Source organism: Deltaproteobacteria bacterium, from assembly GCA_035063765.1.
In the GTDB taxonomy this organism is placed as follows: Bacteria; Myxococcota_A; UBA9160; order UBA9160; family PR03; genus CAADGG01.
Map to the genome: position 1 here is coordinate 33,643 of JAPSFT010000005.1, position 14,082 is coordinate 47,724.

Sequence of the window (14,082 nt, forward strand, 5' to 3'; positions counted from 1 at the left end):
TCGCTCCGGACGGAGGCTCGATCGCGATGCGGAACCCGACCCGCCGCGGCCGGCTGCTCTTCTGGGGCCTCACGCCCCTGGCACTCGTGGCCTTCGGCCTGCACGTGCACGAGGTCGCGCGCTCGGGGCTCGCGCAGCTCCCGGTCTGGGCGCTGCGGGACCCCGACGGAGGCTACCCGCGGGTCGGCGGCTACCGGGTCGAGACCGACAGCTCGGGAAGCCGGCTCCTGCCCGGCGACCGCCTCCTCTCGGTGGGTACCACGGATCTGCGGGGAGCCGGCTTCATCGGCTTCGACGCCGCGGCGCTCGCTGCGACCGGGCCGCTCGGCGAGGCGCGCCTCGTCTTCGAACGCGACGGCGTCCGGACCGAGGGCTCGATCCGGGCGCGCGCGCGGCCCTATCCATGGTCTCGCGTGCCTCCGCTCGTCGCCTCCTTCCTGTTCTGTGCGCTCGTGCTCCTGCGTGCGCCCGGAAGTCCCGATGCGCAGCGCTTCTTCGCCGCCGTCATGAGCTACGGCATCGTCCAGGCGCAATTCTACGGCGGGCCGGCCTGGCAGACCTGGCTCTCGCTCGGCATCTGGAACCTGGGCGCGCCGATCGCGTCCGTGCTGATGCTGCGCTGGGCCACCTACTTCCCGGCGGAGGTTGCCGCGTCGGCACGGCCCTGGTGGGGCTGGGCATGGCTCGGCCTCGCGCTGTGGATTCCGATCCGGCTCAGCTACCTGCGCGGAGGGCCGCTCCCGCCCGCGTGGCTGCCCCTGGTCTCGCAGGCGCTCCACGCGCTCTTCATCGTCGGCACGATCGCGCTCCTGCTCCGCAACTACGCACACGCCGACCCGGTCGGACGGCGCCGGCTCAAGTGGGTGCTCTGGGGCTGCGCGGTGGGCAGCGCGCCGCTCGTGCTGGCGCAGGCGAGCCTGCTGCTCTGGCCCGGGTGGCAGGGCTTCCCGGCCGCCTTCGCGCTCGGCACCACGTGGACCACGCTCGCCGTGGCCGGCATGCTCGTCGCGATCGCCCGCTACAACATCTTCGACATCGATCGGCTGCTGACGGCGACGGCGTCCTCCACGCTGGTGGGCGCCGCCTTCCTGGGCGGCCTGCTGTTCGTGCTGCCGGAGCTGGCGCGCGCGCTCGCCGCGTGGGCACCGATCGGCGAGGGACCGGCGAGAGCGCTCCTGGCGCTGGCCCTCGCGGCGCCGCTCGTCCCCGCCTACCGGCGGCTGCGGCCGGGCATCGAGCGGATCTTCTTCCCGGAGCAGCGCGAGCGCGAGCGCGGCATGGAGCAGCTCCTGCACGATCTTTCGCAGTGCGCCGCGCGCAGCGAGGTCCTCGACCTGGTCTCCGAGCGGCTGCCGGGCGTGATGCGGCCCCGGAGCTGCGTGGTGTACGCGGCGAACGGAGAGCGGCTCGAGCCGGTTCCGGTGCGCGGCACCGCGCCCTCCGGCTCGCTGCTGCGGCGCGGTCCGCTGACGCTGGCCCTCGAGCGCGATCCGCGGCCGGTCGTCGTCGACGAACGTGCCTTCACGCGCGCGGTCCCGGATCTCGCGCCCGCTGAGCGCGACGAGCTGCTCGCGCGCGAGGCCGCCGTGCTGGTGCCGCTCCGGTGTGGGAAGGATCTCGCGGGCTTCGTGGTGCTGGGTGCCCCGCGCTCGGGCGACGTCTACACGAGCGGCGACCTCACGCTGCTCGCTGCGCTTGCGCAGAAGGCGTCGGCGGAGTTGCTCCATCTGCGCGACGCCGAGACGATCCGCTCCGAGCGGGGCCGGGCCGCGGAGCTGGCGCGGCTGCGCGTCGAGGCGGAGCAGCTCCTCGCGCGCCGTTCGCGCTTCCTGGCCGCCGCGAGCCACGACCTGCGCCAGCCACTGCATGCGCTGCGGGTGCTCGCGAGCCTGCTCGAGGAGCGGATCGGTGCCGGAGAGACCCGGGCGCTCGTCGAACGGCTGCAGCAGTCCGCGGAGGCGCTCTCGGAGATGTTCTCGTCGCTGCTCGATCTCTCGCGCCTCGACGTGGGGGCCGTGGAGCCGCGCCCCGTTGCGCTCGCGCTCGATCCCCTGCTCGAGGGGCTCTGTGCGGAGCTCGCACCGTCCGCGGAGGCGAAGGGGCTCGAGCTGCAACGGGAGGAGAGCGGTCTGGCCGTGCACAGTGATCCCGTGCTTCTCGGCCGCATCGTGCGCAACCTGTTGACCAATGCCGTCCTCTACACCGAACGAGGGAGGGTGCGGGTGGTGGCGCGACCCCGCGGCTCCCGGGTGACCGTCGAGGTCTCCGACACGGGGCCCGGCATCGCGCCCGAGCGCCAGGCGGAGGTCTTCCGCGAGTTCGTCCGTCTCGAACGCGGGACGGGCGGGGGTGGCGGGCTCGGCCTCGGGCTCGCAATCGTCGAGCGGCTGGCGCAGGCGCTCGGCCACGAGGTGGCGGTCGAGTCCGAGCCCGGGCGCGGCTCCACGTTCCGGCTGACGCTCCCGGCGCGCCGCCTCACCCGCCGCGCGCCCGCCGTGGCGGCGGCTGCCGGCCTCGAGGGGCGGGTGGTGCTGCTCGTGGACGACGATCTGGAGGTCCTCGCGGCGACCCGCGACCGGATCACCCGCTGGGGCTGCCGGGTGGTCGCGGCGGCCAGCACGGCCGAGGCCCTCGAGGCGCTCGAGCGTCGCGGCGTCCGGCCCGAGGCCCTGCTCGTCGACTACCGGCTGGCGGCGGCCACGACCGGGCTGGAGGTCGTGGCCGCGATGCGGGCTGCGTTCGGAGCCGCACTCCCCGCTGCGCTGCTCAGCGGCGAAACCACCCCGGAGGCGATGGGGCGCATCCGGGCCAGCGGCCTCCCGCTGCTCCTCAAGCCCGCCGCCCCGGCTCGCCTCCGCGCGCTCCTCGCCGAGCTGCTGCGGCGCGGCGCGAGCCCACCCTCCTCCGAGCCCGGCTCCGCGCGCCCGGACTAGTCCGATCGGGGGAGGCCGCGGCGCGCAGGGCAGGCGTATCGTGGCCCCATGCACGTCGCTTTGCTGCGTCCCGGGATGGTGCGCCTCCTCGCGCTCGGCCTCGTCTTCGGTGCCGCCGGCCTCGTCGCCGCTCCCGCGCAGGCGCGCACGCGCACCTTCTGCGGGGTCGTGAATCGCTCCTGTGGCGGCCACCTCGAGCCGGTCTGCACCTCGGGCGCGGCCTGTGATCCGGGACACACGCGCTACAGCGGGAGCCCGTTCCCGATCACGATCAACTGCCCGTGGCCGGTCCCGGACGTGCGGGTGAGCGCCGGCTGCTACGACGAGCGTCCCGACTGCGGCGACTGCAGCGCCAACGGCCAGATCCCCTGCCCGGAGGAGGCGGAGCCCTGGTGCACCGCCGGCTGCGACCCCGGGCTCGCCGTGCACCCGATCACCACGCTCTGCTCCGATGGCAGCATCGAGCTGCCCGACGCCGGGCCCAACGAGACCTGTGCGCCCGGCCTCGTCGATTGCGAGGAGGGGCTCCAGTGCACGCTCGCGCTGCTCTGCTCCCACGAGCCGGTGCAGGAAGGCGAGACCTGCGACGCCACGGCCCCGTGCGCGTCCGGCCTCTACTGCCAGGCCGGCGTCCCGCAGGTGTGCCGGAGGAAGCGGACCGTCGGCGAGGGCTGCTCCGCCTTCCATCCGTGCGCCGAGGGCCTCTCCTGCGAGGCCTGCTTCACCGAGCTGTGCAACGCGCCGCTCCAGTGCTTCCCGAACGCCAACGAGGGCGCGATCACCGAGCAGCAGTGTCGCAAGCTCTACAGCCCGGTGATCGGGGACGGCGTCACGGGCGGCGACGTCACCCTCACCTGGGCCGGCGGCAACGGAGCCTCGGCGGTCGTCTCGGAGTCGCAGGCCTTCGGCGTGGCCTACGGCCAGAACGGTGAGTACGGCTGCTTCACGAGCCTGTGCTTCGGGGTGAACAGCGACGTCGAGATCACGGGCGCCTTCAGCTCGGTGGGCCTCTCGACCACCTTCGAGGCGGTAGGAGGCAAGTCCTACGTCGTCACCGAGACGGCGCAGACTCCGGCCTCGCTGCTGAGCTTCTCCACCTCGCAGATCTGGGAGCGCCTGAGCGGCGACACCGACTTCCCGCCGGTGCTCGGCGCCCTGAACGGCACCGAGAATGCCCTGGCGGTCGGTGGCGGGCTGAACCCCTCGCCCTTCACCGCCGGGACCCTGTACTGCGACACCGTGCTCGACCCGGTCGCGGTCGACCCCGGCCAGAACCAGCCCCCGCCGCTCGGCCTGCCCCCGCTCGAGTTCGTCGTCAACCCCGACTTCGAGACCGACACCTTCGGCTGGGCCTGTCGCGACGGCGGAGTCTGCGGCTGGGCCTGGGACTCGCCCTTCGCTCCGGGCAGTACGGGATCGGGGCGCGTGACGAGCTCGCCCGCGGGCTCGCCCTCCGAGGTCGGCCGCATCGAGTCGAGCTGCGTGCAGGTCCAGGGCGGCCTGCCGTATCGGCCGTCGGTCTGGATCAAGACCACGGGGGCCGCCGCCGGAGGGGCGAACGTGCGGTGGAGCGCGAGCGAGAGCTGCGCGGGAGAGGAGGTCGGGAACGATCCGCTCGGCTCCTCGCCCGCCGATGGGATCTGGCGCCGGCTCTCGGCCGATCTGGTGGCGCCGGTGGATGCGCGCACGGCGAAGCTCGAGGCGTTCGCCGTGCGCGGCGCCGCGGGCGCGGCGAGCGAGACCTTCGTCGATCACGCCTACGTCCCCGAGCCGGCGTCCGCGGCGGCGGCCGCGACGGCGGCGGCGGTGCTCGCGGTCCTCGCCCGCCGGCGGCGCGGAGCGCGGGCCCGGCGCTAGCGGGGATCCTCGAGGCCCAGCTCGCGCATCACGAGCACCGCCTCGGTGCGGTTGCTCACGTCGAGCACCTCGAAGAGCGTCCGCAGATGGGTCTTGACGGTGCCCTCGGCGATGCCGAGGACCCCGGCGATCTCCCGATTCGTGAGCCCGCGCGAGAGCAGGCGCAGGACGTCGAGCTGGCGCGCCGTCAGCTCGGTCCCCCGGCCTCCCCGCGGCTCCGCCCCGGGAGCGGGGTCCGCCGCCGAGAGCGCGGCGACCGGGACGAAGACGCCGCCGGCGATCACGAGCGCGAGCGCCCGCCGCAGGACCTCGGGGGTCGACGACTTGGGCACGAAGCCGGCGGCCCCTCCCTCGAGAGCACGCCGCATGTCGGCGGGATCCTCGGAGCCGGAGACGATCACCACCGGCACCGTCGGGTGTCGCTCGCGCAGCCGCCGGAACGCGGTCCAGCCATCCGTCCCCGGCATGGCGAGGTCGAGCAGCACCAGCTCGATCTCCGGATCAGCCGCGACCCGTTCCAGGGCGGCGCTCGCGTCGGGTGCCTCCGCGATCCCGGCGGCGAGCTCCGCGAGGACCTCGCGCAGTCCCTCGCGAAACACTGGATGATCGTCACAGATCAGGATCTTCACGCTCGCGGCGAGCCTACCGCAGCAGGCGCAGCGGGACTCGGCACCGGGCACCGGCCGCCGTGCCACACCCCGGCCAGCCCCGCCGCCGGAGCGGGCACGGCGCGACGAGCCGCTTCGTGGCCGGCCTCAGGCGGGCTTGACGGCGAAGACCCGTACGCTCGCGGCGTACTCGTTGAGGTCGTAGCGGCCGAGCAGCTCGCGCAGGTCGCCCTCCCGCGGCGCCGGCGAGGAGCAGCCGCACGACGGGGCCGGCACGGGCGGCGCCGGATCCGCGCACGAGCGCGCCGGTGCATCCAGCGCACGGTAGATGTCGAGATCCGAGCCGGTATCGAGGACCTCGGCGTGGGCGAAGCCGGCGTCGAGCAGCCCGCGGCGATAGGCGTCGATCGGGATCGCACCGGCGACGCAGCCGACGTACGCGAGCAGGTCCGCACCGATCCCTTCGGGGAGCGGCTTGCGGAGCGCGATGTCGCTGATCGCGACGCGGCCTCCCGGCCGCAGCACGCGCGCGATCTCCCGGAACACGGCCTGCTTGTCGGGCGCCAGGTTGATCACGCAGTTCGAGATCACGCAGTCCACCGAGGCGTCGGGGAGTGGCAGCCGATCGATCGTGGCCAGGTGGAACTCCACGTTGGCGAAGGGCCTGCCGTCCGCGCCGCCGCGCGCGGCGTTGCGGCGCGCGCGCTCGATCATCTCGGGCGTCATGTCGATCCCGATCGCCTTCCCGCTCGGCCCGACCTTCGGCGCCGCGAGGAAGACGTCGAGGCCGCCGCCGCAGCCGAGGTCCACGACGGTCTCTCCCGGCCGCAGGTGCGCATGGGCCGTGGGGTTGCCGCACGACAGGCCCATGTTCGCCTCGGCCGGAATCGAAGCGAGCTCCTCGGCGGAGTAGCCGAAGGCACGGGCGACCTGTGCGATCGACGCGTTCTCGCTCGACAGGCTGCTCTTCGCGAACGAGCCGTAGCGCTCCCGGACTGCACGTTCGAGGTGGCTGGACACGATGGTGGTCTCCTTGTGAGTGGATCGGCACGGCGCGCAGTGCACATTCCATAAATCCAAGTTTCTATGATCATAGAATCTTGTCAATGGGGCGGTCCCCCGTGTCGGCCGACAGAGGGCGAAGGCCCCTCCGGGGAGAATCCCTCGGGATCCCCTTGCCCGCGGCCCCGGACCGGACACAGGATCGCGCGCGACGGCGGGCGTGTCGGTGAGCCGTGCCGGCGCACCTTCGCCACGGTGACTACGAGGGCCCCTGCGAGACCGGCGGCGCCGAGGACTGACCGGGCCGTACCCCCGACCGGCGAAGGCGCGGGGAGCCGCGCGCGGGCTGGAGGAGATCACCCCGTTCGCTGCACCCGCCTCCGACTCTCCGCGATCAGGTCGGAGCGGAGAGGCAGGTCCGGGATCGCGCCTGCAGGCGGGCGTAGAGGTCGCCGAGGCGCGCGCGCAGGAAGTCGGCATCCGCCTGCGCGAGGGGCCGCTTGTTCGGAGCGGCGGACACGCCGTCGCCGAGGAGGCCAAGCTGGAAGCCCGGGAGTCCGAGATGGACGCACAGGCGCTCCACCGCACCGCGGTCCCGTAGATCGGTGTCCTCGAGGAAGAAGCCTTCCTGCTCCAGGTACCAGCCCCCGAGCGTCTCGACCTGAGCGGCGAAGAGCTCGATGTCCTCGGCTTCGGGCCATCCCTTCTTGGTCTGCACCGAGGGCCATTGCGCCAGCGGATCCCGGAACAGGAAGACGAATGCGCAGTTCGGGAACAGCTCGCGAAGGGCACGGAAGGTGAGCGGGCTGCGGACGCGGATCTCCTTGAAGCCCAGGCGCCGGGACGGAATCGGCGGGGCGAGCAGATCGAGCAGGGCCTGGCGTACCTGCGTCAAGCTGCTCTGCCAGTCGGCGCGAGCCATGGCGGTCTCGATGCTGAAGTCGTCGCGGCGAAAGGATTCGCTGACCGCCCGCACCCGGTCGCTGCTTCGCTCGGCATCGAGGCGGTGCAGGATCTGATGGTGAGCCTCGACGAGGTTGTCCACGAGGAACTGCCCCGGCTCTCCCCAGATGCAGATCGCGCGCGTCGAGTTCAGGATCCGTTGCAGGGCGGTGGTCGAACTCCGGCCCCAGACACCGAACACGAAGACGTGCCGTTCCTCGCGCACGTCCTCGTAGGCGACGGAGTGATGGCTTGGTCGGGGACGCAGCAGCCGCCGGGCGAGTTTCTTCACGGGTCACGATTCAGGAGGTGGCCGCATCCGGCACGGGACGGCATTCTAACCGGCGAAGCTGCGGCGGCAAGCACGCCGGCTCGCTGCGAGCGGACGCCTCCGCACGGCCACGCCTCGGATTCGCCTGAGCCGGATCGGTGACGGGCATCGCCCGCTTCGGTGGCCGCCACTTCGGGGATCGCTACGCAGCGCGCAGCGCGCAGCGCGAGCGCCGATGGCCGGCGCCTCGCCCCGGCACCGAGCCTGCCGGCATCACGCTCGCGGTGATCCCGCTCGACGGCGCGCTGGCGAGGCGCCACCTGCGACCCGACTCCCGGGCGACGTGCAGGAGCGGCCGCACGCGCTCGCCGGGAACCCCGTTGACGGGCCCCGGGAGCACCGATAACTTGCTTGTTGAATAACAAGCGGCTGTCGGAAGGAGGGCCCATGCGCCGCCTCGCGGCTGCCGCGCGCGGCACGCAGGAAGAGCGCCGCAGCGAGGCGGAGCGACGCCTGGTGGAGGCCGCCGCCGAGCTGATCGGCGAGCTCGGTGTGGCGCGCGTCACGCTGGCCGGGGTGGGCGAGCGCGCCGGCTACAGCCGCGGCCTCGCGACCCACTACTTCGGCTCGAAGGGCGCGTTGATCCAACGCGTCGTCGACCTCGCCACGGCGGAGTTCCGCGCGGCCCTGGGCCGGCGGCGCCGCCCCGCCGCCGCGCTGGACGAGCTCCGGGCCCTGGTGCAGACCTTCTTCGAGATCGTCTCCGCGCTCCCGCCGGTCCATCGCGCCTGCCTGGTTCTGGGCGCCGACGCGGTGAGCGCGGGCGCCGCGGAGGTGCGACCCGCGATGGTGTCGTTCGACCGCAGATTCCGGGAGGAAGTTGCGAAGGGCATCGAGCGCGGGATCGCCGCCGGCGCCTTCCCGCGCTCCACGGACCCCACGGGTCTCGCGGCCGTGGTCGTCGGCATGCTGCGCGGCGTCGCCTTCCAGTCGATGATCGACGGCGAGCTCGACCTGGACGCCTGCCGCGTCGAGGTCGAGCGGCTGCTCGCTGCCCGCCTCGGCCCGGCCGCTGCGCCACGGCCGAAGCGCCCGCGGAAGGGGCGCCCGCGCTGACCCGCGCCGGCGCGGCCGGCGCAAGGACGGAGCGGCCACGGGCGCCGTCGAGCGGCGACCGGGACGCACCCGCAAGGAGAGAGGAGTCACCATGGAAGCGATCACCGGGGGAGAGCTGCTCGCGCGATGCCTGGCGGCGGAGGGCGTCCGCTTCGTCTTCGGGCTGCCGTCGCCCGAGATCGACCCGCTGCTGCCCTGCCTCGCCACCCACGGCATCCGGCTGGTGCCGATCCGGCACGAGGCTGCCGGCGTCCACATGGCGGAGGGGCTCTACAAGTCCACGGGGCAGGTCGCGGCCGTGATCGGGAATCCCGGGCCCGGCTCGGCGAACCTGCTGCCCGGCCTGATCACGGCTCGACACGAGGGCGTGCCGGTCCTGGCGCTCACCTCGCAGCACCGGCTCGGCATCGTCTACCCCTCGACGCCCGCGACCTTCCAGGGCCAGGACCAGCTCGACGTGTTCCGGCCGATCGTGAAGTGGGGCGGGCCCGCGCTGTCGTGGGAGCGGATCCCGGAGGTGCTGCGCCTCGCGTTCCGCGAGATGTGGACCGGGCGCCCCGGCCCGGTCCAGGTGGAGCTGCCGGCTCCCGTCCTCTACGCGACCGGGGATCCCGCGACGGCACCGGTCCTCGCGCCCGGCGCCTACCGCCCGCCGCAGCCGCAGGCTTCCGAGCAGCAGCTCGCCGCGGCGGCCGATCTGCTCGCGTCGGCGAAGCGGCCGCTCGTGGTCGCGGGCTCGGGCGTCGACCGTGCCGGTGCGAACGCGGCGCTGCTCGAGCTCGTCGAGCTCCTGGGCTGCCCCCTCTTGCCGACGATGGCCGCCCGCTCGGTCGCTCCCGCGGACCATCCGAACGCCGTCATGGGCTACTCGCCCGCCGGCGACGCCGCGCGCCGCGAGGCCGACGTCATCCTGGTCGCCGGCTCGCGGCTCGGGAACCTCGATCTTCCCTTCGACAAGTACTGGGGCGATCCGGGCGGCCAGCGGCTGATCCAGATCGATCTCGATCCCCGCAACATGGGCGTCACGCGGCCGCTCGCGCTCGGCATCGTCGCGGACGTCGCCGACGCGCTGCCGGGCCTGCTGCGGGTGCTGCGCGCGCGCGGCCTGCGCCCGCGCGACGCGGCGCGCGCGCACGAGCTCCATGCGGCGACCGAGGCGTGGAAGCTCGAACAGGCGGGATCGGTGCTCGCGTGGTCGGGAGCCGGCATCCACCCGGCGCACGCGATCGGCACGATCGGTGCCGCCTTCGGCCGCGACGCCATCTACGTCGCCGACGGCGGCAACACCTCGCTCTGGGCGTCCGCCGTGCTGCCGCCCACGCGGCCGCGCTCCTATCTCTCGATCCTCGAGCTCGGCATGCTCGGCACGGGGATCCCCCAGGCCATCGGCGCGAAGCTCGGGGCGCCGGAGCGCGAGGTCGTCTGCATCACCGGCGACGGAGCTGCCGGCTTCAACGTGATGGAGCTGCAGTCGGCCGCCCGCGAGGGCCTCGAGGTGACGGTCGTGGTCTGTGCCGAGGGCTCGTGGACGATGGAGATCCCGAACGAGCGCGCGCTCTACGGGAAGACCTTCGGGACCGACATGGGCCTCGTGCGCTGGGACCGCGTGGCCGAGGGCCTCGGCGCACACGGCGAGCACGTCGAGAAGATCGACGAGCTGCCGGCCGCGCTCGAGCGCGCGCGACGTGTCCGGGGCCCGCGCCTGCTCTGCGTGCGCACCGATCGCGAGGCGAACCTTGCCGTCCCGGACGAGATGATGAAGCGCTTCTTCGAGGTCTACGCGGGGGCGACGCCCTGAGCGCCGCGGCGCAGCCCGGCTGTCCGCGCGCTCGCCGCCGGGATCCACGCGGGGCCCGGCCGGCGAAGGCCGGCGCCGCCCCTTCTGGGAGCATCCGGCGCGCCGCCTCCGGCGCGTCGCGCAGGAGGTCGAGATGAGCCGGATCTTCGGGGCCGTGCGCCAGAACGGCTACGTCGTGCGCGACGTGCAGGCGGCGATGCGGCACTGGGTCGCCCGGATCGGCGTGGGCCCGTGGTTCTACTTCGATCGCGTGCGGATCGACTGGTTCCGCCACCGCGGGCAGGACTCCGCCGTCGAGCTCGGCATCGCGCTCGCGAACTCGGGCGACCTCCAGATCGAGCTGATCGAGCAGCGCAACGCCGCGCCGTCCCTGTACCGGGAGTTCCTCGACGCCGGCCACGAGGGCCTCCAGCACGTCGCCTACTGGACGACCGACTACCAGGCGCTCTACGACCGGGCCCTCGCGGCGGGCCACGTCGTGGGGCACGAGGGCCAGATCGGCGGCGCCCAGGGCCGCTTCGCCTACTTCGACACGGGCGGGCCTCCCGGGACGGTCGTCGAGATCTCGGACGTGAGCGGGCCGAAAGGTGCGTTCTTCGAGCACGTGCGGAAGGCGTCCCTCGGCTGGGACGGATCGGATCCGATCCGCGCGATGTGACGCTTCGCGCGGAGCGGAGCGCTCGCCGCCGATCCTGGTCAGCGCCGTCGCCTCGAGTGCAGCACCGCGAGACCCAGCGCGAGGAGTGCCGCCAGACCGGGCTCGGGCACGAAGGTCACCCGCCCGGCGCTGTAGAGCGCGCTCGTGTCCCAGAAGCCGCTCCCGCCGAGCTCGGGAAGGTCGAGCTCGGCGAAGGCGCCTCCGACCCCTGCCGGTCCGAAGCCCAGGATGTCGAAGGAGTCGCCGGGCGCCGGCACGAAGCCGTCGGTCAGGATCATCTCGAGCACGCCGCCGAGCTCCGCACGGCCGAGGACCGAGAGCACGTCGTGCTCGACGCTCGGCTGCGTGCCGCCGAGCTCGATGCGCAAGCGTCCCGTCTGTGTGTAGTCACCGTCGATCGTCAGCATGCCGGGCGACGAGCCCGGCGCGACCACGCCCTCGTTGATCACGTCGACGCCCAGGACGGCCGCGCCTTCGAGCCGCGCCCGCTCGTCGACGATCAGATCCCCGTCGCCGCTCCAGAGCGAGCCGTCCTCGATCGTCGTGACGCCGCGGACGCGAAGGTCGCCGAAGAGGGTCGTCTCGGAGCCCGACTCGAAGCGCAGCGTCTGGGTGGCGATCTGCGATTCGCCGCCGATGCCGAAGGTCGTGATCTCGCCCGCCTGGACGAAGTTCGACGCGATCACGGGCAGGGTTCCGAGCAGCGCCTGCCCTTCGTGTCGCACCGTGCCGTCACCGCTGAACTCGCCGCGGTAGCCGTTCGAGCCGGTGAGCTCGAGCGTCGCGCCGGCGGCGACGGCGACGGCGCTCGTGTCGGCGAAGCTCACGTTCGAGTCGATGCGTGCGAGGCCGCCGGTCACGGCCACGTCGTCCTCGATCGTCAGGTCCTGGCCGGCGATGCCCTCTCCCTCGGAGAACCGGCCGGTCCGAGCCGCTGGCGTGGCCCGCGCCCGCGCGACGCGCTCGGGGCGCCCATCGCGCGGGCGAGCTCGGCGCAGCAGCTCCTCGAGCTCGGGCTTCCAGCGCATGGCGAGAAGGTGGCTTCGCCTTCCGCGCTACGCGCCTGCGTGGTAGGATCCTCGTGCGAGGCTCCCCTTGTCGCACCGGTACGTCACCCTCCTCGCCGTGGTCCTGCTCGTCCGACCAGCGCTGGCCACTGCCTCGCCGTGGATCACGATCGCCGCCGAGGGCGAGGACTCGCCCGACGGGCGCCCGTACGGACCGCTGGTCCTCGCTTCGAGGATCTCCGACGACGGCGCCGTGTCCTTCGGTGACGCGCCGGAGGGAACGCCGCCGAGCCCGCCGTTCACCCTGTGGCGCTGGTCGGAGGCGAGCGGCGCCGAGCACGTGGCCGCGATCGAGGGGGTCGCCTGGAGCTCGTGGGCGCGCCCTGAGCTGTTCGCCAACGGCGCCGGCGACCTCGCGCTGCGCGAGGGCAGTGGTCCGGCCCCGGTAGCCTGCGGCGCGGGGGGCACGAGCGAGCAGGTCCGGGAGCGTCTGCACGGCGCGCCGCGCGGCGGCGATCCGGCGCTCGTGACCGCGACCGGGGCGCCGGCGCCCGGGGCGCCGGACCTCACGATCGCCCGTCTCATCCAGTTCTCCTGGGAAGGCGGTGGCTTCGGTAGGCGGGCCTGGCTCTTTCCCTTCCCCGCTCCTTCGCTCGATCCGGGCGGCGCCCTGACCTTCTATGCCCATACCGCGCACGATCCCTGCTTCCTCGACGACCCGGGGGCGAGCCTGCCCGCGGCGGTGTTCGCGCCCGACGGGGCCGGCGGCAGCGCGCTGGTGGCGCGCGACGGCGATCCGCTGCCCGGCGCCGGCGACGGGGAGGTGATCCGGCTCGATTCGTTCGAGCGCGTCGCCGCCGCGGACGCCGTGTTCGTGTCGTCGTTGCTCGGGGAGATCGAGCGCGGGGAGCCCCAGCCCGGGGCGCTGCTGCGCTGGCGGGGGGGTCTGCTCGAGACCGTCGTGCGCCCGGGCGAGCCGTCCGCCTTCGCGGGCGGCGCGGTCCTCGCCGACGTGGGCCTGCCCGCGAGCAGCCCCTCCGGGACGATCGCGCTCGCGGCCAAGCGTGCGGCCGAGGACGGCACGACCCCCGACCCGGCGGGCGCCGGCATCTGGCTCGGCGATGCCGACGGCGTGGCCGAGCGCTGGCCCCTGGTGGGCGCCGTGCCGGGCGGGCCGGCGGGCGCCGTCTTCGTCGAGGCGAGCGCCGAGAGCGCGCTGCCGGGCGCGATCCGCGTGAACGACGCGGGAGAGGTCGCCTTCGTCGCGAAGTTCCGGACGGCGCCCGGAGCGGAGCCGACCTCCGGGCTCTTCGGCCCCGGGGCGGACGGCTCGCCGGTGTTGCGGCTCACCGCCGGCGCCAGCACGTCCGGCGGGAGCACCCTCCTCTGGTTCGAGCCGCTGCACCTGGCCGAGGACGGGACCCTGCTCGTGCGGGCCGGTCTCCCGGTCGGCCCGGGCGTGTGCTGCCGCTCCTCGGACTACTCCTGGCATCTCCTTCCGCGGGCAGGCGGACCGCGGCTCCTGCTCCGCGAGACGGATCTGGTCGAGGTCGCCCCCGGCGACCTCCGCTCCATCGGCAGCTACCGGATGGCCTACGATACGGCGCTCACCCGCTTCGGCATGGTCTTCGGCGTTGTCGGCCGGCTCTCGCGCGAGCCCACCGCCATCGCCGTGCTCACGGTGCCGGAGCCCCGCGCACCGCTTGCCGGCGCGGGGGCGCTCGTTGCGCTCGGCCTGCGGGCCTCGCGGCGGCGCGCGCGCCGGCCGATCCGTAGGGGAGGCTCCGCACGCACTCCGCTCGCCTCCTGATCCGCTCCGCGGCGCTGGCCCTCGCGGTCGCGCCCGCAGCCTTCGCCGACCGCTTCGACGTCGGCCCCGGCCAGCCGCTC

10 protein-coding genes are annotated in these 14,082 nt (G+C 74.0%); 6 read left to right on the forward strand and 4 right to left on the reverse strand.

Annotation, left to right across the window (positions count from 1 at the left end):
- The first annotated feature begins 26 nt into the window (after positions 1-26).
- On the forward strand, positions 27-2,933 hold the full coding sequence (locus OZ948_04095) for a hybrid sensor histidine kinase/response regulator (GenBank protein MEB2343902.1): 2,907 nt from the start codon (positions 27-29) through the stop codon (positions 2,931-2,933).
- A gap of 48 nt (positions 2,934-2,981) precedes the next feature.
- Entirely contained in the window at positions 2,982-4,790 is a 1,809-nt protein-coding gene (locus tag OZ948_04100) for a hypothetical protein (GenBank protein MEB2343903.1), read from the forward strand.
- Here the strand turns inward: OZ948_04100 and OZ948_04105 are convergent.
- From OZ948_04105 to OZ948_04115, 3 genes are all read right to left on the reverse strand, one after another.
- Positions 4,787-5,419, reverse strand: coding sequence for a response regulator transcription factor (locus tag OZ948_04105; GenBank protein MEB2343904.1), 633 nt, complete (start codon positions 5,417-5,419; stop codon positions 4,787-4,789). The genes OZ948_04100 and OZ948_04105 overlap by 4 nt on opposite strands.
- Before the next feature lie 126 nt (positions 5,420-5,545).
- Positions 5,546-6,418: an arsenite methyltransferase gene (gene arsM / locus OZ948_04110; GenBank protein MEB2343905.1), complete on the reverse strand. Its 873-nt coding sequence runs from the start codon at positions 6,416-6,418 to the stop codon at positions 5,546-5,548.
- Positions 6,419-6,794: 376 nt separating this feature from the next.
- A complete protein-coding gene (locus OZ948_04115) occupies positions 6,795-7,634 on the reverse strand; it encodes a sulfotransferase (protein ID MEB2343906.1) in 840 nt (279 codons plus the stop codon).
- A gap of 426 nt (positions 7,635-8,060) precedes the next feature.
- On the opposite strand from OZ948_04115, the gene OZ948_04120 reads away from it, so the two are divergent.
- The 3 genes from OZ948_04120 to OZ948_04130 all read left to right on the forward strand — a co-directional run bounded on the left by OZ948_04120 (position 8,061) and on the right by OZ948_04130 (position 11,185).
- Positions 8,061-8,729: a TetR/AcrR family transcriptional regulator gene (locus OZ948_04120; protein MEB2343907.1), complete on the forward strand. Its 669-nt coding sequence runs from the start codon at positions 8,061-8,063 to the stop codon at positions 8,727-8,729.
- A gap of 91 nt (positions 8,730-8,820) precedes the next feature.
- Positions 8,821-10,527 carry a thiamine pyrophosphate-binding protein gene (locus tag OZ948_04125; GenBank protein MEB2343908.1) on the forward strand — a complete coding sequence of 569 codons (1,707 nt, stop codon included), beginning with the start codon at positions 8,821-8,823 and terminating at the stop codon, positions 10,525-10,527.
- A gap of 133 nt (positions 10,528-10,660) precedes the next feature.
- Complete coding sequence (locus OZ948_04130; protein ID MEB2343909.1) at positions 10,661-11,185, forward strand: VOC family protein; 525 nt, start codon at positions 10,661-10,663, stop codon at positions 11,183-11,185.
- A 38-nt stretch (positions 11,186-11,223) separates the two neighbouring features.
- Here the strand turns inward: OZ948_04130 and OZ948_04135 are convergent, their stop codons facing one another.
- Complete coding sequence (locus tag OZ948_04135) at positions 11,224-12,213, reverse strand: hypothetical protein (GenBank protein ID MEB2343910.1); 990 nt, start codon at positions 12,211-12,213, stop codon at positions 11,224-11,226.
- A gap of 67 nt (positions 12,214-12,280) precedes the next feature.
- On the opposite strand from OZ948_04135, the gene OZ948_04140 reads away from it, so the two are divergent.
- Positions 12,281-14,002, forward strand: a complete 1,722-nt coding sequence (locus OZ948_04140) for a hypothetical protein (protein ID MEB2343911.1) — start codon at positions 12,281-12,283, stop codon at positions 14,000-14,002.
- Positions 14,003-14,082 lie beyond the last annotated feature (80 nt).